The sequence below is a fragment of the Leisingera sp. F5 genome, from assembly GCF_001593695.1.
The window spans coordinates 1-1,212 of record NZ_LUKH01001176.1 but is presented as its reverse complement, the minus strand read 5'-3'; the positions used below and the strand labels follow the sequence as shown (position 1 = coordinate 1,212).

The 1,212-nt window shown below is 65.8% G+C and carries 2 protein-coding genes; both read left to right on the top strand.

The annotated features are described in order from the left end of the window. Nucleotides 1–461 (top strand): methyl-accepting chemotaxis protein (locus A2I95_RS39905; protein ID WP_291737874.1); only part of this gene is annotated, 461 nt, incomplete at its 5' end. A 281-nt stretch (nt 462–742) separates the two neighbouring features. After that, nucleotides 743–1,212 (top strand): 3-deoxy-7-phosphoheptulonate synthase (locus A2I95_RS39900; RefSeq protein ID WP_291737873.1); only part of this gene is annotated, 470 nt, incomplete at its 3' end.

The window sequence follows — 1,212 nt, the reverse complement described above, 5'->3', positions numbered from 1 at the left end:
AGACCCTGATCGGCGACAGTTCGCGTCAGGTCGGGGAGGGGGTGGATCTGGTCGGCCGCGCCGGTGACGCACTGCAGTCGATTGTCGGCCAGGTCAGCCATATCTCGCAACTGGTGTCGGAGATCGCCGAAGGCGCCGAGGAGCAATCCACCGGCCTGCTTGAGATCAACACCGGCGTCACCCAGCTGGACCAGGTGACTCAGCAGAACGCGGCCATGGTTGAGGAAGCCACGGCGGCAGGCCATTTGCTGAACACCGATGCGGGCAAGCTGTCAGAGATTGTGGCGCAGTTTCAGGTCGATGGCTCCGCGGCTGCGGTTCCGGCAGCGGCTCCCGCGCCGGAAGCCGCAGTGCCCACCGCGCATGGAGGTGATGACTGGGAGCTTGAGGCCAGCCCCGCGCCGGCGATGGCACCGGTGCAGGACGGCAACGCAGCCCGGGACCTGTGGCAGGATTTCTGATCCGCAAAACGCACGCGGCACAGGCCCTCCCCGGCGGAGGGCCTGCTGCTGATTTTCCGGGGTGACAGCTGCCCGAATCTCCGCTAGCGTCCGGCCCATGACCCGCATCTATGCCGCATTCTGGTATTTCTTTTATCCGCGCCACATGGCGGACGGAGGGGTCAGCGCATTCTGAGCACATAGATCGGAACGCACCAGGATACCAACCAACCGCCCGCAGCCCGCAGGCGGTCTTTTTGTATCCGCCGCAGCGCCCGGGCCCCCGCCAAGGAAGCAGACCCATGACACCGCAAACCGAAAACCTCCGCATCACCGGCATGCAGGAACTGATCTCGCCCGAAGACCTCGCGTCGCAGCTGCCCGGTACGGCGGCGGCCACGGATACCGTGCTGGCCAGCCGCACAGCGATCCAGGATGTGCTGCATGGCCGCGATGACCGGGTGGTTGCCGTGGTCGGCCCTTGCTCGATCCACGACCCCATGGCGGCGATGGAATATGCCGAACGGCTGGCACCGCTGCGTGAACGCCTGGCCGGGCAGCTGGAAATCGTCATGCGGGTCTACTTCGAGAAACCCCGCACCATCTCGGGCTGGAAAGGGCTGATCAACGATCCCGGCCTCGACGGCTCGTTCCGCATCAACGAAGGGCTGGGGCTGGCCCGCCGCCTGTGCCTGGACATCAACGCCCTGGGCCTGCCGGTCGGCACCGAATTCCTGGACACGGCGGTGCCGCAGTACATCTCAGATATGGT